The sequence below is a fragment of the Micromonospora sp. MH99 genome, from assembly GCF_021442385.1.
Taxonomy (GTDB): domain Bacteria; phylum Actinomycetota; class Actinomycetes; order Mycobacteriales; family Micromonosporaceae; genus Micromonospora.
The window spans coordinates 52,280-68,467 of the sequence record NZ_MUZA01000002.1; the positions used below are offsets into that span (position 1 = coordinate 52,280).

The window sequence follows — 16,188 nt, forward strand, 5'->3', positions numbered from 1 at the left end:
TGCCGACGAGCACGCCGTGAACCAATGAAACGCCCTCGGCCCCGGGTTTCCCGGTATGACAGTCACGAATCGGTCGTAGTCGTAATTAAGTTGGTATACGCGACGGGCCGCCGCGTCGGCAGGTCGCCGCGGTCAGCCCTCCACCCGGGCGACCTCCCGCGCGGCGTCCGGGCCGTCGTCCAACAGCACCCGGAACCCGTCCTCGTCGAGCACCGGCACCTTGAGGCTGGCCGCCTTGTCGGCCTTGGAACCCGGGTTGTCCCCCACGACGACGAAGCTCGTCTTCTTGGAGACCGACCCGCTGACCTTGCCGCCCCTGGTCTGCACGGCCTCGGCGGCCTGGTCGCGCGAGAAGCCGGCGAGGGTGCCCGTCACCACGACCGTCAACCCTTCGAGCGGGCGCGGGCCCTCGTCGACGGCCTCCTCGGCCATCCGTACGCCCGCCTCGGCCCACTTGCGGACCACCTCGCGGTGCCAGTCCACGGCGAACCACTCCCGGATGCTGGCCGCGATGGTCGGCCCGACCCCGTCGACCGAGGACAGCTCCTCCTCGCTGGCGGCGTCGATGGCCTCCATCGAGCGGAAGTGCCGGGCCAGCGCCTGGGCGGCGGTGGGGCCGACGTGCCGGATGGAGAGCGCCACCAGCACCCGCCACAGGTCACGTTCCCGGGCGACGGCCAGATTGTCGAGCAGCTTGACCGCGTTGCTGCCGAGGCTGCCGTCCTTGTTGACGAAGAACGGTGACCGGGACAGCTGGTCGGCGTCGAGCTGGAAGAGGTCACCCTCGTCGGTGATGATCTCCGCGTCCAGCAGTGCCGCCGCGCCCTTGTAGCCCAGCACCTCGATGTCGAACGCGCCACGACCGGCGAGGTGGAACACCCGCTCGCGGAGCTGGGCCGGGCAACTGCGGGTGTTCGGGCACCGGATGTCGACGTCGCCCTCCTTGGACGGCGCGAGCGGGGTGCCGCAGGCCGGGCAGGTGGTCGGCATGACGAACGGGCGGGCGTCGGCGGGCCGCAGATCGACCACCGGGCCGAGCACCTCGGGAATCACGTCGCCGGCCTTGCGCAGCACCACCGTGTCGCCGATCAGCACACCCTTGCGCTCGACCTCGCGGGCGTTGTGCAGGGTGGCGAGCGCGACGGTGGAACCGGCCACCCGCACCGGTTCGAGGACGGCGAACGGGGTGACCCGACCCGTGCGCCCCACGTTGACGTCGATGTCGAGCAGCTTGGTGGTCACCTCCTCCGGCGGGTACTTGAAGGCGATCGCCCAGCGGGGTGCACGGCTGGTCGAGCCCAGGCGACCCTGGATGGAGACCGGGTCGACCTTGACCACCACACCGTCGATCTCATGCTCGACGTCGTGACGGTGCTCGGCGTAGTAGGCGATGTATTCCGCCACGCCGGACAGATCCGGGACCACCCGCCACCGGTCACTCGTCGGCAGCCCCCACGCCTTCAGCGCCGCGTACGACTCCGACTGCGCGGTGGGCTGGAACCCTCGGCGGGCGCCGATGCCGTGCACGACGAGACGCAACGGTCGGGAGGCGGTCACCCGGGGGTCCTTCTGCCGCAGACTGCCAGCGGCGGCGTTACGCGGGTTGGCGAACGGCGCCCGCCCCTGCTCGACCAGGCTCGCGTTGAGGTCGGCGAACCCGGCCACCGGGAAGTAGATCTCGCCCCGGACCTCCAGCAGCTCGGGCACCGTCGGGAACTCGGCGGACGGCGCAAGCTGGCTGGGCACGTCCCGAATGCTGCGCACATTGGCGGTGACGTCCTCGCCGGTGCGGCCGTCGCCACGGGTGGCCGCCCGGACCAGTCGACCGGCCTCGTAGGTCAGGTTGATCGCCAGACCGTCGACCTTCAACTCGCAGAGGTAGGGAACCGGCCCGCCCGCGTCCCGCTCGACCCGCTCGGCCCAGGCCGCCAACTCCTCGTCGGCGAAGGCGTTGTCGAGCGAGAGCATCCGCTCGGCGTGCGTGACCGGCGTGAAGTCGGTGGAGAACGTGCCGCCCACCCGCTGGGTCGGCGAATCCGGCGTCCGCAGCGCCGGGAACTCCTCCTCCAACGCCTCCAGCTCACGCAACTGCTTGTCGAACTCGGCATCGGTGATGATCGGCGAGTCCAGCACGTAGTAGCGGTACTGATGCTCGGTCAGCTCACGGCTCAGCGTGGCGTGCCGCTCCCGCGCCTGCGGCGTCGGCTCCGCGCCGGCCGCCGCCTCCTGAGCCGGGCTGACCTGTTGACCGATCTGCTCCTCGGACACCCCGCCACCTTCGGACACGCCTGCGACCTCCCTGATCACGCTACTAAGGCACGGTATCGGTCCGGGGTGACAATCCGACGCCCACCTGCGCCACCGGTAACACCCCGCGCAGCCCGGCGACGCCCCGCCCGGCGACGCCCCGGGACCCGGCGACGCCCCACCCGACGCCGAACGGCGATCGACGCCGGACTCGCCGGCCGTTGATCGACTCCAGATCGCCGACCTGGGGGTGTCCGAGCGCCCTGATGCCCCCACCTCGGCGATGTGGAGTGGATCACGGGCGGCGCAGGCCGTCGGCCCTCAGTCGGGAGGGCCCGGCCGGGCGCGGGCGGGAGACCCGCGGGCGGGAGTGTCCCGGCGGCGCGTGCGGCGGTGCCGGCGACGGGAGGGGTTCGGGCGGTGCGGGCAGTCGGGAGGGGTTCGAGCGGTGCGGGCAGTGGGGAGGGTCCGGGCAGTGCGGGCGGTCGGCCCGTAGGCGCGAAGGTCCGGGCGGCGCGGCCGTCGGCGGGAGGGTTCGGCCGGTGTGCGCGGTCGGCCCGCGGGCGGGAAGGGTCCGGCCGGCGCGGGCGGCGGTGTCGTCGGCGGGCGGCAGGGGCGGTGACGTGCGAGGATCGCCGAACGAAGCGGCCGGCGTGCCGCCCTGACGCGGAGGTGGCGATGACCCGGGCGTTGCTCTGGGCGGCGGCGATCCTGCTGGCGGTGGCCGCCGGCTGGGCGTGGAACAGTTGGCGGCACCGGGCAAACAGCCGACGCTCGACCGACCGACCTGACCGCGGCGCCCCGACCCGCACGGGTGGTCGTCGTCCCGCGCCGCCGAGGCCACGCGGCACCGATCGGCCGTCCACCACGCCGCGCTCCCGCGACACCGATCGGGCGGCCGGCACTCCGGCGGCCGGCGAGATCTGGTGGGCCGACGTGCCGTACGTCGACGGCAGCGGCTCGAAGGTGCGGCCCTGCCTGGTGCTGCGCGCCGACTCCCGGGGCGCCGACGTTCTGAAGATCACCAGTCAGGACAAGAGCGACCGGGACGACCACGTCCGGATTCCCACCCGGGACTGGGATCCCGGCGCCGAGCACGACAGCTACCTGAGCCTGACCGAGCCGATCCGAATCAGCTCGGCCGACTTCGCCGACCGCGCCGGCCGTTGTGACGCCGACCTGTGGCGCAAGGTCCGCAGCCTGCGCCACCTGCCCACCAGCTGACACCGGGCCACAGGCCACCGGCCACCCCGGCCGCAGACCACCCCGGCCCCGTACCCATGATCCACTCGGATTCCAGGAACCCGGGGTGTCCGACCGCCAGCAACACCCCGACTTCAAGGAACCCGAGTCGATCACCCCACCCCGACCGGGGCACGGGGGCGTCAGTCCCAGGCTGCGCCGAGGGTGGCGAGTTGGTCGGCGTACTCGATGCGGTCGGCCCATCCGGGCGGCCAGGCCGCCATCCCGGTGGCCGCGCCCACGAAGGCGCCGGCCAGGGCGGCGATCGAATCGGAGTCGCCGGCGGTGGTAGCGCCCCGGGCCAGCGCGGCGACCGGGTCGTCAGCGTGGCGTACGGCGCAGAACAGCGCGGTGGCCAGTGCCTCCTCGGCCACCCAGCCCTCCCCCGTTGCCTGGCACGGGTCGCCGCCGTCGTCCGGCTCGGCGAGGGCGACGGTCAGTCGGCGCAGCGCCGCCAGGCACTCGTCCCAGCCGCGAGCGATGAAGTCCTCCGGCGTGTCGACCCCGGGGCGCCGCCAGAGATCGCCCAGCCACTCGCCGTGGTAGACGCGGCGCTGGGACCGCGCCCGTTCGGTGAGATTCGCGGGAAGCTCCGCGAGCGTGACGCCCCCACGCAGGGCGAAGACGGCGTACGCGGTGATGTCGCTGGCGGCCAACCCGGTCGGGTGGCCGTGGGTGAGGCCGGCCTGCAACTGGGCCAGTCCGGCCAGTGTGTCGAGGTCGGCGTCCAGCATCCCTACCGGCGTCACGCGCATGTTGGCGCCGCAGCCCTTGGAGTCGGCGATCGTCGCCTCCTGCCAGGGCAGCCCTCGGCCCAGGTCGGCGCAGGCGCGTAGGCAGGTCATCCCGGGGGCGCGGTTGTTGTCGGGGCTGACCGACCAGGCCACGAAACGCTGTCGCAGCAGCGGCTCCACCGCCTGCGGAGTGAGCGACGGCGCCTCGTGCAGCGCCCAACCCACCGCCAGCGCCATCTGGGTGTCGTCGGTGACCAGCGCCGGCTCGCCGGTCAGCTCACGCGGGCCGGTCGGGCCGTAGCGGTGTCGGATCTCGGCGACGGTCAGGAACTCGGTGGGCTTGCCCAGGGCGTCGCCGTAGGCGAGGCCGAAGAGCGAACCGGAGGCGCGCGACGGAGAGGAGTGGATCACGGCGGCCATGATGCCGGGCCGCCGCAACCCACGCCATGCTCAGTCCCAGCAGAGGCAGAACGGGTGGCCGGCCGGGTCGGCATAGACCCGGAAGCCCTCGCCCTCGCCGGGCAGCCGCCGAGCACCTAGCGCGAGCGCCGCCTTCTCGGCGCTCTCGATGTCGTCCACCGTCACGTCGAGGTGGAACTGCTGGGGGCGCTCCGGGTCCGGCCAGGCCGGCGGCCGCAGGTTGAGTGCCCGCTGGAACGCCAGGCGGGGCTGGTGCCCGGGCGGGCCGCCCAGCACCACCCACTCGTCATCGGCCTCGCCCTCGGCCTCGAACAGGGCGATGCCGAGCAGCTCGGAGTAGAACGCGGCCAGCGCCCGCGGATCGGGGCAGTCGATCACCACTGAACGTAGCTGTCCAATCATGACCGTCATCCTGCCCACGGGGTACGACAGGAAAACGTCACTCCTCGGTGAACCGGCGGCCGGCATCCCGGCAGGCCGCGAGCACCGCCCGGGCGTACTGGGGGGTGGCTCCGGCCAGGCCGCACGCCGGGGTGACGACCACCTGCTCGGCGAGTTGCCGACGGGGAAAGCCGAGGCGGTCCCAGATCTGGCGTACCCGGTCGGCGACCTGCGCGGAGGTCGGTGCGCCACCGGCCGACGGCGGCCGGGTCGGTGCGGCGCCGGCCAGCAGTCCGAGGCCCGCGTCGATGGCCTCGCCCAGCGGGTCCAGGTCGGTGACCAGGTCGAGGTCGAGGGCGACCGCGACGGCGCCGGTGGAACGGATCAGCTCCAGCGGCACCTGCGGGGCGCAGCAGTGCACCACAGTGGGTACGCCCACCGCGTCGACGACAGTGCGCAGCAGAGCGGCCGCGTCGGCTGACTCCACCGCCCGGTACGCGCCCAGCCCGCTCTCGGTGGGCACCCGCCCGGCCAGCACGGTCGGCAGCGACGGCTCGTCCAGTTGCAGCAGCACCGATGCCCCGGGCAGCCGTCGGGCGACCGCCGCGACGTGCCCGCGCAGCCCTTCGGCGAGGGAGCCGGTGAGGTCGCGGACCGCGCCGGTGTCACGCAGCAGCCGGCCGCCGATCGGCAGTTCCAGCGAGGCGGCCAGGGTGAGTGGGCCGGCGGCCTGCACCTTGATCGGGCCGGCGTACCCCTCGGCCTGCTCGGCGAGCTGGTCCAGGTCACGTTCCATCAGGTCCCGGGCCCGGCGCAGGTCACGGCCGGGGCGGGGAGCGACCCGCCAACGCCCGGTGTACAGCTCGACGGGCAGCTCGACCAGCAGCCCGGCGCTGCGGCCGATCAGGTCGGCGCCGGGGCCACGTGCGGGCAGCTCGGGCAGGTGCGGCAGCTCGGGAAGCTCACCGAGGACGACCCGCTGGGCCTCGGCGATGTCGGTGCCGGGCAACGAACCGATACCGGTCGCCGCGCCGGCCGGCCAGGGCCACGCCTGATCTGTCACGGCCGAAGGCTATCCCGCTGGCCGCGCCGGCCGCTCGGCGACCACGCGCCGAGGGCCCGGTCAGCCGGTGATGGTCGCGGAGCCGAGGACGATGTCGCCGGCCGGGTCCGGTCGGTACGCCACCACGGCCTGCCCGGCGGCCACACCGCGGACCGGCCGACGCAGCTCGGCGTGCAGCGTGTCGCCGTCGAGGTCGACGGTCGCCGGCACCACGTCACCGTGCGCGCGCAACTGCACCTCGCACTCGACCGGCGCGACCGGACGGGGGCCACCGGTCCACACCGGGCGGGTGGCCCGCACCTGGGAGACCTCCAGCGCCTCGGCCGGACCGACGGTGACCGTGTTGGTCTTGGGCGTGATGGAGAGCACGTAGCGCGGTCGGCCGTCGGGGGCGGGCCGATCCAGGTGCAGGCCGCGACGCTGCCCCACCGTGTAGGCGTACGCGCCGGTGTGACTGCCGACCACCGCGCCGGTGCTCGCGTCGACGACGTCGCCGGGCGCCTCGCCGAGCCGGCCGGCGAGGAAGCCGCGGGTGTCGCCGTCGGCGATGAAGCAGATGTCGTGGGAGTCCGGCTTGTCGGCCACCGCCAGGCCGCGCTCGGCGGCCTCCGTGCGGACCTGCGCCTTCGTCGAGTCGCCGAGCGGGAACATCGACCGGTCCAGCTGCTCGCGGGTGAGGACCGCCAGCACGTACGACTGGTCCTTGGCCACGTCGACGCTGCGGCGCAGCAGCCCGTCCGGGCCGAGCCGGGCGTGGTGGCCGGTGACCACCGCGTCGAAGCCCAGGGCCACCGCCCGGTCCAGCACCGCCGCGAACTTGATCTTCTCGTTGCAGCGCAGGCACGGATTTGGCGTACGACCCGCGGCGTACTCGGCCACGAAGTCGTCGACCACGTCCTCGTGGAAACGGTCGGCCATGTCCCACACGTAGAACGGGATGCCGATCACGTCGGCGGCCCGGCGGGCGTCCCGGGAGTCCTCCAGGGTGCAGCAGCCGCGCGCCCCGGTCCGGTACGTCTGCGGGTTGCGGGCCAGCGCCAGGTGCACGCCTGTCACGTCATGCCCGGCCGCCACCGCCCGCGCCGCCGCCACGGCCGAGTCAACCCCGCCCGACATCGCCGCCAAAACCCTCACCAGCCCGCTCCCTTCCCGTCCCGTCCCCGCGCCAACCCTATCCACCAGCCCGGGAACCCACCCCGCCCCACCTGGTCGATCATGGAATCGTGGTGGGTGACAGAAGCCGCTTATCTCCCCACGCCGGGCACCACCACTCCATGATCGACCGGGTGGGGCGGGAGTTAGCGGGGGGTGCGGGGGGCTGCTGCTCGGCGGGCTCGTTCCACCGCCGCCGGTAGGGCCGCTACCAGGGCGTCCACGTCGGCCTGGGTGCTGGTGTGGCCGAGGGTGAAACGCAGGGAGGAACGGGCGCGGTCGTCGTCGGCGCCCATCGCCAGCAGGACGTGCGAGGGCTGGGCCACCCCCGCCGAGCAGGCCGAACCCGTCGAGCAGGCGATGCCCTGGGCGTCCAGCAGGAGCAGCAGGGCGTCGCCCTCGCAGCCCGGGAAGGAGAAGTGCGCGTTGCCGGGCAGCCGGTCGGTCGGATCACCGTTGTAGACCACCTCGGGCACCGCTCGGCGGACCCGCTCGATCAGGTCGTCGCGGAGCGCGGCGACCCGGGCCGCGTACTCCTGCTGGCCCTTCACGGCCGTCTCGACGGCGACCGCGAAGGCGACGATGCCCGCGGTGTCCAGCGTGCCGGAACGGACGTCGCGTTCCTGGCCGCCGCCGTGCAGCAGCGGGACGGCCGCGACGTCCCGGCCGAGCAGCAGCGCGCCCACCCCGATCGGGCCGCCCAGCTTGTGCCCGGTGACGGTGAGCGCGGCGGCCCCGCTGGCGGCGAAGTCGACGGGCACCTGACCGACGGCCTGGATGGCGTCGGTGTGGAAGGGCACGCCGTGCTCGGCGGCGACGGCGGCCAGCTCGGCCACCGGCTGTACGGTGCCGACCTCATTGTTGGCCCACATGGCGGTGACCAGGGCCACCCGGTCGGCATACGCGGTCAGCTCGGCACGCAGGGTCTCCGGGTCGAGACGACCGGCGGAGTCCACCGGCAGCCAGCCGATCTCGGCTCTCTCGTGCTCGATGAGCCAGTCGACCGAATCCAGCACGGCGTGGTGCTCGACGGCGCTGGAGATCACCCGTCGGCGGTCGGGGCCGGCGCCCCGGCGGGCCCAGAAGATGCCCTTGACCGCGAGGTTGTCGCTCTCCGTGCCGCCACCGGTGAAGATCACCTCGGACGGCCGGGCGCCTAGCACCGCGGCCACCCGCTCGCGCGACTCCTCGACCCGGCGACGGGCACGACGACCCGCCGCGTGCAGGGAGGACGCGTTGCCGACCTCGCGGGCGGTAGCGACGTACGCCTCCAGTGCCTCGTCGAGCATCGGAGTCGTCGCCGCGTGATCCAGGTAAGCCATCACCGTTCAGCGTACGGCCGGGTTGTCAGAGACCGGAGGGCGGAGTGGGCTCCATGCGACGGTGCCGGGGTGGGATTCCCCCACCCCGGCACCGCTGCGACCGCCCGGTCAGGCGGGCACCGCCGTGACGACGATGTTGTCGCGGTACTTGCGGGCCTTGGCGTCGAACGGCCCGCCGCAGGTGATCAGCGTCAGTCGCGGCTTGCCGTCGCGGGCGAAGTACCGCTCCAGCGGGATCTTGGTCTTGGCGTACTCCTCCCGGGCGACGACCCGGTACTCGCGCGCCTTGCCGTCGCTGCCGGTCGCGGTCAGGGTGTCGCCCTGGTCCAGCTCGCGCAGCCGGAAGAACGCCCCCTTGCCCTGCTTGGCGCTGTCCACGTGACCGGCGATGACCACCGAACCGGCGTCCGCCTCCAGGCCGGGGCCGTAGCGGTACCAGCCGATCTGATCGACGCTGGGCGGCACCTCGAACTCGTTGGTCCGCTCGTTGATGCCCACCGCGTTGACGGTGGCCGTGACGTCGATCCCGGGGATCACCAGCCGGACCGGGGGGACGATCCCGGCGCCGGCCGGCAGCTCACCGGCGGCCACCGGCACCGACGGGTCGGCGTCGGCGGCCGAGGGGGTCGCGCTGGCGGCAAGCGTGCTCGCCTCCTCGGCGCCGACGTTCCCGGCCGGCTGGGAGTTGCACGCCACCAGGGTGGCGACGGTGAGCGCGGCAACGCCGGCGGCCAGGGCCGCCAGCGCGCCGCAGTTGCGCACCGTCACTTGCGACCGGTCCGCGCGGTCGCCATCCGCACCCCACCACCGAGCAGCATGAGTACGCCGGCACCGGCCAGCGCGTACCACCAGGTCTGCACGCCGGTGCCCGCCTGGCCACCGTCACCGCTCGGCACGCCGCCCGGGGCGGAGTGCAGGCCGGTGATCGTCTGAGCCACCACGTCGAGGTTCTTGTCCTCGGCCGAGCCGATCGCGTAGACGATCGTGGCGGTGCCCTCCTTGAGGTTGAGGTCCGCCGGGCCGATGGCCACGGTGTCGGTGCCGGCCAGCACCACGTCCGCCTTCACCGTGCCGGCGTCGACGTCGGCCTTGGCCTCCTTCGGGTTGGTCAGGCCCTTGAAGACCGGGGTGCCACCGGCACGCACGTCGACCGCCGGGGCGGCGGCGGTGTGCCGGACGATCAGCCGGGCCTTACCGGCGTCGACCTTCGAGACGTCGTTCACGAACGGCGTGATCTTCGGCTTGCCGGCGGCGTCGAGGTGGGCGGCGAGGCTGATGTTCGCCCCACCCGGCACCTCGGCGTTGTCGACCTTGAGGATCGCGCTGCCGACCGGCTCGCCCGGCTTGGTGAGGGCGATGTCGTACTCGCCCTCGGCCAGGTTCAGCGGGCCGGCCACGTCACCGGGCTTGAAGTTGTTGAGCGTCTTCTTGCCGTTGACGTAGACGTCGACCGGGGTGTCCGGGATGCCGTGCACGACGGAGACCTTCGACGTGGCGGCGTACGCGGGGCTGGCGGTGAACGCGGCGACGCCGGCGAAGGCCAACGCGGCGACGGCGCCGCCCGCGGCGACCCGACGGAAGTACGAGAGCTGCATGTCTGCCTCCTGGTGATTGGTGCTGATTCGTCAGGCCTGGCTTGCAGAACGGGTTACGCCGGCTCCGCGACGGCTGGATGCGCCCTCGACGCGATTTCTTTTTCCGGCCACCACCGCATCCGGATCGGGTCCGACGGACGAAGAGCTGGTGAGATGACATCGACCGGGAAAGTGGGGCGGGGACTGTGGCAGCTACAGTCGGGTATGCCCCATCGAAGGCGGGACGCCTGATGACGGCGCTACCACAACAACCGGACCCACCGGTGGACGACCTCGCGCCCCGGTTTCGGTCCGGCGACGAGGTGGCGCTGCGCGAGGCGTACGACCGCTACGGCCGCGCCGTCCTCCACCTGGCCACCTCCATGCTGGCCAACCGCGCCGACGCCGAGGATGTGACGCAGGCGACGTTCGTGGCCGCCTGGCTGGGAAGGGACACCTTCGATCCGGCCAAGGGGTCGTTGATCGGCTGGCTGCTCGGCATCGGCCGGCGCAAGGTGATCGACCGGATGCGGGCCACGGCGCGGGAGACCCGCGTGGTGGAGACGGTCCGGCAGTTGCCCGAGCCGGCGCAGTCGACACCAGACCCGGACCGGGTGGTGGACCGGCTGGTCATCGCGGACGAGCTGGCACGCCTGCCCGACGACCAGCGACGCATGCTGGAGCTGGCCTTCTACGACGACCTGACACACCAGCAGATAGCCACGGTGACCGGGGTGCCGCTGGGCACGGTGAAGAGTCACATCCGGCGCGGCATGGCGAGCTTGAAACGCAGATGGGAGGTGGACGGTGCAGCACCTGGAGCACGAGCGGCTGGTTTTTCTGGCGCTCGGTGAGAGCGACGCGGACAACGGGGAGAGCACCCACCTCGACACCTGCGCGCACTGCCGCGCGGAGCTGACGGCTCTGCGGCAGGTGGCCGGGCTCGGCGTGGAGACGCAGGGCCTCGGTGACCTGCCCGACCCGCCGGAGCACATCTGGCGGGGCATCACCGCCGAGATCAGGGCGGCCGAGGCCGTACCGTCGCTGACCGAGGCCCGCCGGCAGCAGGCCGCCGAGCAGGCGACGATCGGGCAGCGGCCGGGCGGCTCGCCAACCGCGCCTGCGGCACCGGATGTCGCGGGCCCCGGACCGGGCGGCCGGTCACGGTCCCGTCGACGTGCCGGTTGGTCGCGCTGGGCGGCCACCGCGGTGACCGCCGTCGCGGCGGCGGCGATCGGCGTGGTGGGCACCGTCTCGGTGCTGCGCCCAGACGAGCCGGCGCCCGCTCCGACGCCCGCGGTGCTGGCCAGCGCGCCCCTGGCCGCCTTCGGTTCGACGCCGAAGTCCGCCCAGGGTGACGCGCGGGTTCTGCAGAGCGGCCAACTACATCTGCATGTGGCGAATCTCCCGCGCGTGCCGGGGTACTACGAGGTCTGGCTCATCAACCCGACGAACATGGAGATGTTCTCGATCGGCACCCTCGGTGTCGACTCGGACGCTCTGCTGCCCCTGCCTCCGAATGTCGACCTCAAGAGCTACTCGGTGGTCGACGTCTCCGCTGAGAAGTACGACAACAACACCCGCCACTCCGGCGACAGCCTGTTGAGAGGCACCCTGACGGGCTGATCAGCGGGCCGGCTCAGCTCCCCGGCCCGCTGATCAGCTCCCACGAAAAAGTGGCCGCCCGGCGACGGGCGGCCACTTTTCGGTTCCTGCACTGTCACTTACGCTTGCGGATCTCCTCGGCGGCCTGCGGGACGATCTTGAACAGGTCGCCCACCACGCCGAAGTCGGCCAACTCGAAGATCGGTGCCTCGCCGTCCTTGTTGACGGCGACGATCGTCTTCGAGGTCTGCATGCCGGCCCGGTGCTGGATGGCGCCGGAGATGCCGAGCGCGACGTAGAGCTGCGGGGAGACCGTCTTGCCGGTCTGGCCCACCTGGAACTGGTGCGGGTAGAAGCCGGAGTCGACAGCCGCACGGGACGCGCCGACGGCGCCGCCGAGCAGGTCGGCCAGCTCCTCGACCAGCTTGAAGTTGTCGGCGTTGCCGACACCCCGGCCACCGGAGACGACGACGCCGGCCTCGGTCAGCTCGGGGCGGGAGCCCTTCTGCTCGGCGACCCGCTCGACGACCTTGGCCAGCTTGTCGGTGTCGGTGACCGACACGGTCAGCTGCTCGATCGCCGGGCTCGCGGCGGCCGGGGCCGGGGTGACCGAGTTGGGCCGGACGGTGACCAGCGGCAGACCCTTGGTGACCTTGGACTTGACGATCGTGGAGCCGGCGAAGGCGACCTGGGTGGCGGTGCCGTCGGCGGCCAGGCCGACCACGTCGGTCAGGATGCCGTTGTCCAGCTTGACGGCGAGGCGGGCGGCGATCTCCTTGCCCTCCTGGGCCGAGGCCAGCAGCACGGCGGCCGGCTGCACCCGGTTGACCAGCTCGGCCAGCACTGTCGCCTTGGGGGCCACCAGGTAGCCGTCGATCTCGTCACCCTCGGCGGCGTAGATCTTCTCCGCGCCGTACTCGCCCAGCTTGGCGCTCAGCGCCTCGGCCGCGCCGGCGCCACCGAGCACCACGGCGCTCGGGGTGCCCAGCTCACGCGCGAGGGTGAGCATCTCCAGGGTGACCTTCTTGACGCCGAATTCCTTGGTGGCTTCGACGACGACGAGAACCTCAGACATGTCAGAACCCCCCTCTCACACGAACTTCTCGGTGGCGAGGAACTCGACCAGCTTGACGCCGCCCTCGCCCTCATCGGTGATCTTGGCGCCGCCGGAGCGCGGCGGGCGCTTGGTGTGCTCGACGACGGCGCTTGTCGCACCGTCGAAGCCCACCTCGGTCGGCGCGACGCCGAGGTCGGCCAGGGAGAACGTCTGCACCGGCTTCTTCTTGGCCGCCATGATGCCCTTGAACGAGGGGTAGCGCGGCTCGTTGATGGTGTCCCACACGGAGACCACGGCCGGGGTGGAGGCGGTGACGACCTCGTAGCCCTCCTCGGTCTGCCGCTCGACGGTCAGCGTGGCGCCGTCGACGGTGAGCTTGCGGGCACCGGTGAGCGCCGCGACGCCGAGCCGCTCGGCGATCATGTGCGGCATGACCTGGACCCGGCCGTCGGTGGACTCGGCGCCGCAGATCACCAGGTCGGCGTTGAGCTGACCGAGGACGGCGGCGAGCACCTTCGAGGTGGCCACGGCGCAGGAACCGTGCAGGGCGTCGTCCACGACGTGCACGGCCTTGTCCGGGCCCATGGAGAGCGCCTTGCGGATCGACTCGGTCGCCCGGTCCGGACCCATCGTCAGGATGGTGACCTCGCCACCGTGCGCCTCCTTGATCTTCAGCGCCTCCTCGATGGCGTACTCGTCCATCTCGTTGATCACGTTGTTCGCCGAACCGCGGTCGACGGTGTTGTCGTCATTGCGCAGGTTGCGGTCCGCGCCCGAATCAGGCACCTGCTTGACGAGTACGACGATATTCATCGCGCTTCGACGACCCTCCTGTGTGGTGTTGCGATTGGCTCGCCCGGTTGGGCCGCAGCCTCGCGCGTCGGTCGACGCCAGGTCAACCGCGGGCTGCTGTGCAGTTGCCCACGGCGCAATGTTACCTGCCAGTAGGTTGCGACCACCGGGCACTCAGAGTGACACAGCTCACCGGCACCCGCGCGGTCAGGCCGGCTCGGCCAGCGCACCCCGGATCTGGTCGATGGCGGCGGCCTCGGCCGGGGCCACCCCGTCGTGCGCGCGGGCCACCCGGTCCGCCGCGGTCAACACCACCGAGCGGTACGCCTCGACGTCGGCCGGCGACTTCTCCCGCAGGATCCGCACCGCCCGGCCGAGCGCCGGCAACACCACCGACTCGATCTCCAACTGGGAGTCCCGGGGCAGCCGGGGCAGCGGACCGGTGGTCAGCGCCTCCTTGACCACCCCACTGGCATCGGCCAGCGCGCCGGAGGCGGCGACGCTCTCCCGGATCACGCCCAGCATCCCCGGATCGGCGTTCGAGACCAGGAAGATCGCGCCGAAGGCACCCGTCTTGAGGGTCAGGCGCTCCTCGTCCGTCAACCGCTGTTCCATGATCACGGAGTGTAGACGTACGGGGTGGTGGTGGTGACCGGGACGAGGCCGAGTCGCTCCAGGATCGGCCGGCTGTCCTCGGAACAGTCGACCTGCAGCAGCGTCCGGCCCCGCTGGTCGGCCAGCCGGGCCCGGTAGGTGACCAGCGCCCGGTAGATGCCCCGGTGCCGCCACTGCGCCAGGGTCGAGCCACCCCACAGGGTGGCGAAGCCGGTGTTCGCCGGGAAGCGCACCCAGCCGGCGCTGACCACCGTGTCGTCCACCTCCGCCACCACCACGGTGATCGAGTGCGGGTCGGCGTCGATCTCCTTGGCCAGACCCCACACGAGGTGCGAGCGGTCCTCCTGCCAGACTTCCTCCTCCATGGCGGCGATCCGCTCCAGGTCGACGCGGGCGCTCACCTCACGAAGGCGTACCCCCTCGGGGACGACGGGCAGCGCGGCGGCCAGCGGCGCGACCGGCCCGACCACGACGGTCTCCCGGTCCTCCGGCACGAAGCCGGCGGCGCGCAGCCGATCCGCCAGGTCCGCCGGTTCGTCGTGCCCGTTGAGCTTCCACTCGACCGACTGGCCGCGCTCGCGGAACAGCGCCACCTGCCGGGCGATCAGCTCGTCCAGCGCGTCGCCGGTCAACCCGCCCAGGTCGCGGTAGGTGAGGAACCCCCCGGCGTCGAGCCCGATGATCCGGACCAGCGGCCCGTCCCGCTCCACGGTCACCCCGGCCGGAACCGGGTCGGGGATCTCCGGGCGGAGCTGGTTGTCGTAGGCGGTGCGCAGCGTGGTCACATCAAGATCGGTCACCACACCAGGCTAAGACCCCGGGGAAGCGGATAATCTCCCAGCATGTGGGAGGTGATCAGGCGGTGGTTCGACCCGACCGAGGCGCGCGCCGTCGGTGAGACACCCGACTACCGGTTCTCGCTGGCCAACGAGCGGACCTTCCTGGCCTGGCTGCGCACCAGCCTGGCGCTGGTCGGTGGCGGGCTGGCCGCCGCGCAGTTCCTGCCGCAGCTGCCGATGAGCCACCTGCGGGAGGTCATCGCGGTCGCGCTGCTGCTGCTCGGCGGCGCCGTCGCGATCCGCGCCGTGGACCACTGGGCGCGTACCGAACGGGCCATCCGGCTCGGTCAGGAGCTGCCCGCCTCCCGCTTCCCCGCCGTCCTCGCCCTCGCCGTGGGCGCCGGCGCGGTGCTGCTGGTCATCGCGGTGCTGGCGCGCGCGATCGGTGGACGGTGAGCGCCGGACGCGATCCCGGGCTGCAACCGGAGCGGACCCGGCTGGCCTGGCGACGCACCCTGCTGACGCTGACCGTGGTGACCGCGCTCGCCGTCCGGTTGGCGTCCAACGGCGGCCCGTTCGGAGCGGTGGTCGCCGGTGCGGCCGTCCTGGTCTGGGGCGGCGTGCTCGTGCTCTGCTGGCCCCGCGGAACCGGCACCGGGGCCGCCCGCACCGGCGGCCGGACCTTGCCGCTGGTCGCGCTGGGCACCGTCGGGCTCGCACTGCTCGGCGTGCTGGTGACGGTTCGCGGACTGTGGTGACGGGACGCGGTGCGCCATGATGGGTGCATGGCCCGGCTGTACGTTCTCCTCTTCCTGGCGCAGATTGTCCTCGCCGTCTGCGCGCTGATCAGTTGCCTCTCCGCCGAGGAGGGCCAGATCCGCGCCCTTCCCCGGATCGCCTGGGTGCTGATCATCCTGTTCTTCCCCCTGGTCGGGTCGATCGCCTGGTTCATCGCCGGCCGGGAGCCCGGCACCGCGACCCGCACGGCGTGGCCCTCCGGCAACGGCTCCACCGATCGGCAGCCGCGCCGCCCGCTCGCTCCCGACGACGACCCGGAGTTCCTGCGCTCCGTGCAGGACCGCACCCGCCAGCAGGACCAGGAACTCTTCCGCCGCTGGGAGGAGGACCTGCGCCGGCGTGAGGACGACCTGCGCCGCCGCGACGGTGATCCGCCCCGTGAGGGTGACCGGCCGGAGGTGTGAGCA

General features: G+C 72.6%; 18 protein-coding genes. 6 read left to right on the forward strand and 12 right to left on the reverse strand.

The annotated features are described in order from the left end of the window. Positions 1-132: 132 nt before the first annotated feature. The gene (ligA, locus tag B0E54_RS01555) at positions 133-2,268 is read right to left on the reverse strand and encodes an NAD-dependent DNA ligase LigA (protein ID WP_234581323.1); all 2,136 of its coding nucleotides are present in this window, start codon (positions 2,266-2,268) and stop codon (positions 133-135) included. A 657-nt stretch (positions 2,269-2,925) separates the two neighbouring features. On the opposite strand from ligA, the gene B0E54_RS01560 reads away from it, so the two are divergent. Next, positions 2,926-3,471, forward strand: a complete 546-nt coding sequence (locus B0E54_RS01560; protein WP_234581325.1) for a type II toxin-antitoxin system PemK/MazF family toxin — start codon at positions 2,926-2,928, stop codon at positions 3,469-3,471. 161 nt (positions 3,472-3,632) lie between these two features. Here B0E54_RS01560 and B0E54_RS01565 read toward each other — a convergent pair whose 3' ends face one another. From B0E54_RS01565 to B0E54_RS01595, 7 genes are all read right to left on the reverse strand, one after another. Continuing rightward, positions 3,633-4,643 (reverse strand): ADP-ribosylglycohydrolase family protein, encoded by a 1,011-nt coding sequence (locus tag B0E54_RS01565; protein WP_234581553.1) that lies wholly within the window; start codon positions 4,641-4,643, stop codon positions 3,633-3,635. Positions 4,644-4,673: 30 nt separating this feature from the next. Further along, a complete protein-coding gene (locus B0E54_RS01570; protein WP_234581326.1) occupies positions 4,674-5,045 on the reverse strand; it encodes a VOC family protein in 372 nt (123 codons plus the stop codon). 37 nt (positions 5,046-5,082) lie between these two features. After that, on the reverse strand, positions 5,083-6,087 hold the full coding sequence (locus B0E54_RS01575) for a methionine synthase (RefSeq protein ID WP_234581327.1): 1,005 nt from the start codon (positions 6,085-6,087) through the stop codon (positions 5,083-5,085). A 60-nt stretch (positions 6,088-6,147) separates the two neighbouring features. Next, positions 6,148-7,221 (reverse strand): tRNA 2-thiouridine(34) synthase MnmA, encoded by a 1,074-nt coding sequence (gene mnmA, locus B0E54_RS01580; protein WP_234581330.1) that lies wholly within the window; start codon positions 7,219-7,221, stop codon positions 6,148-6,150. 164 nt (positions 7,222-7,385) lie between these two features. Next, positions 7,386-8,561, reverse strand: coding sequence for a cysteine desulfurase family protein (locus tag B0E54_RS01585; RefSeq protein ID WP_234581331.1), 1,176 nt, complete (start codon positions 8,559-8,561; stop codon positions 7,386-7,388). A 108-nt stretch (positions 8,562-8,669) separates the two neighbouring features. Beyond that, a complete protein-coding gene (locus tag B0E54_RS01590) occupies positions 8,670-9,329 on the reverse strand; it encodes a class F sortase (protein ID WP_234581332.1) in 660 nt (219 codons plus the stop codon). Continuing rightward, positions 9,326-10,156, reverse strand: a complete 831-nt coding sequence (locus tag B0E54_RS01595; RefSeq protein ID WP_234581333.1) for a DUF4397 domain-containing protein — start codon at positions 10,154-10,156, stop codon at positions 9,326-9,328. The genes B0E54_RS01590 and B0E54_RS01595 overlap by 4 nt, the downstream gene beginning before the upstream one ends. A gap of 230 nt (positions 10,157-10,386) precedes the next feature. On the opposite strand from B0E54_RS01595, the gene B0E54_RS01600 reads away from it, so the two are divergent. Beyond that, a complete protein-coding gene (locus B0E54_RS01600) occupies positions 10,387-10,989 on the forward strand; it encodes an RNA polymerase sigma factor (protein ID WP_234581334.1) in 603 nt (200 codons plus the stop codon). Further along, a complete protein-coding gene (locus tag B0E54_RS01605; RefSeq protein WP_234581335.1) occupies positions 10,943-11,761 on the forward strand; it encodes an anti-sigma factor in 819 nt (272 codons plus the stop codon). Before B0E54_RS01600 ends, B0E54_RS01605 begins: the two co-directional genes overlap by 47 nt. A 94-nt stretch (positions 11,762-11,855) precedes the next feature. Here the strand turns inward: B0E54_RS01605 and B0E54_RS01610 are convergent, their stop codons facing one another. From B0E54_RS01610 to B0E54_RS01625, 4 genes are all read right to left on the reverse strand, one after another. Beyond that, positions 11,856-12,815, reverse strand: coding sequence for an electron transfer flavoprotein subunit alpha/FixB family protein (locus B0E54_RS01610; RefSeq protein WP_234581336.1), 960 nt, complete (start codon positions 12,813-12,815; stop codon positions 11,856-11,858). 15 nt (positions 12,816-12,830) lie between these two features. Beyond that, positions 12,831-13,610, reverse strand: coding sequence for an electron transfer flavoprotein subunit beta/FixA family protein (locus B0E54_RS01615; RefSeq protein ID WP_234581337.1), 780 nt, complete (start codon positions 13,608-13,610; stop codon positions 12,831-12,833). A gap of 186 nt (positions 13,611-13,796) precedes the next feature. Continuing rightward, positions 13,797-14,210 carry a hypothetical protein gene (locus tag B0E54_RS01620; protein ID WP_234581339.1) on the reverse strand — a complete coding sequence of 138 codons (414 nt, stop codon included), beginning with the start codon at positions 14,208-14,210 and terminating at the stop codon, positions 13,797-13,799. Further along, positions 14,207-15,004, reverse strand: a complete 798-nt coding sequence (locus B0E54_RS01625) for a GNAT family N-acetyltransferase (protein ID WP_234581340.1) — start codon at positions 15,002-15,004, stop codon at positions 14,207-14,209. Before B0E54_RS01625 ends, B0E54_RS01620 begins: the two co-directional genes overlap by 4 nt. Before the next feature lie 42 nt (positions 15,005-15,046). On the opposite strand from B0E54_RS01625, the gene B0E54_RS01630 reads away from it, so the two are divergent. From B0E54_RS01630 to B0E54_RS01640, 3 genes are read left to right on the forward strand one after another with little or no spacing between them, the layout of a single operon-like run. Further along, positions 15,047-15,439 carry a YidH family protein gene (locus B0E54_RS01630; RefSeq protein ID WP_234581341.1) on the forward strand — a complete coding sequence of 131 codons (393 nt, stop codon included), beginning with the start codon at positions 15,047-15,049 and terminating at the stop codon, positions 15,437-15,439. Further along, positions 15,436-15,741: a DUF202 domain-containing protein gene (locus tag B0E54_RS01635; protein WP_234581342.1), complete on the forward strand. Its 306-nt coding sequence runs from the start codon at positions 15,436-15,438 to the stop codon at positions 15,739-15,741. The genes B0E54_RS01630 and B0E54_RS01635 overlap by 4 nt, the downstream gene beginning before the upstream one ends. A gap of 27 nt (positions 15,742-15,768) precedes the next feature. Beyond that, entirely contained in the window at positions 15,769-16,185 is a 417-nt protein-coding gene (locus B0E54_RS01640; protein ID WP_234581343.1) for a PLD nuclease N-terminal domain-containing protein, read from the forward strand. The last annotated feature ends 3 nt before the right edge of the window (positions 16,186-16,188 follow it).

Coding starts and splice junctions, on each gene's coding strand:
- B0E54_RS01565 (WP_234581553.1), bottom strand. CDS start 4,643: ATGGCCGCCGTGATCCACTCCTCTCCGTCGCGCGCCTCCGGTTCGCTC.
- B0E54_RS01640 (WP_234581343.1), top strand. CDS start 15,769: ATGGCCCGGCTGTACGTTCTCCTCTTCCTGGCGCAGATTGTCCTCGCC.
- B0E54_RS01570 (WP_234581326.1), bottom strand. CDS start 5,045: ATGATTGGACAGCTACGTTCAGTGGTGATCGACTGCCCCGATCCGCGG.
- B0E54_RS01595 (WP_234581333.1), bottom strand. CDS start 10,156: ATGCAGCTCTCGTACTTCCGTCGGGTCGCCGCGGGCGGCGCCGTCGCC.
- B0E54_RS01560 (WP_234581325.1), top strand. CDS start 2,926: ATGACCCGGGCGTTGCTCTGGGCGGCGGCGATCCTGCTGGCGGTGGCC.
- B0E54_RS01585 (WP_234581331.1), bottom strand. CDS start 8,561: ATGGCTTACCTGGATCACGCGGCGACGACTCCGATGCTCGACGAGGCA.
- B0E54_RS01630 (WP_234581341.1), top strand. CDS start 15,047: ATGTGGGAGGTGATCAGGCGGTGGTTCGACCCGACCGAGGCGCGCGCC.
- B0E54_RS01610 (WP_234581336.1), bottom strand. CDS start 12,815: ATGTCTGAGGTTCTCGTCGTCGTCGAAGCCACCAAGGAATTCGGCGTC.
- B0E54_RS01600 (WP_234581334.1), top strand. CDS start 10,387: ATGACGGCGCTACCACAACAACCGGACCCACCGGTGGACGACCTCGCG.
- B0E54_RS01615 (WP_234581337.1), bottom strand. CDS start 13,610: ATGAATATCGTCGTACTCGTCAAGCAGGTGCCTGATTCGGGCGCGGAC.